Annotated in this window: 1 pseudogene; it reads left to right on the plus strand. The window is 83.5% G+C overall.

Annotated elements, in window-relative coordinates:
• Positions 1–50: 50 nt before the first annotated feature.
• Positions 51–237, plus strand: a pseudogene (locus tag KVT14_RS21335) (glycosyltransferase family 2 protein); the annotation flags it as partial.

Genomic DNA, 237 nt, shown 5'->3' on the forward strand with positions numbered 1-237 from the left:
GTCCCGGTCCCGCGGCCAGGAGCGCCGCCCCCGCGCGCGTCACCGGCCCCGTGGTCGTCCCCGCGCACGACGAGGCGGCGGTCGTCGGCCGCACCCTCGCCGGGCTCGCGCCGTGGGCCCGGGCGACCGGGGTCGGCGTGGTCGTGGTGTGCAACGGCTGCACCGACGGCACCGCGGACGGGGCGCGGCGGTTCCCCGGGGGGCGGGGGGTCCAGCTGGCCGGGGGGGCCAAGCCCC

This window comes from Cellulomonas sp. GbtcB1, from assembly GCF_019091725.1.
Lineage (GTDB): Bacteria > Actinomycetota > Actinomycetes > Actinomycetales > Cellulomonadaceae > Cellulomonas.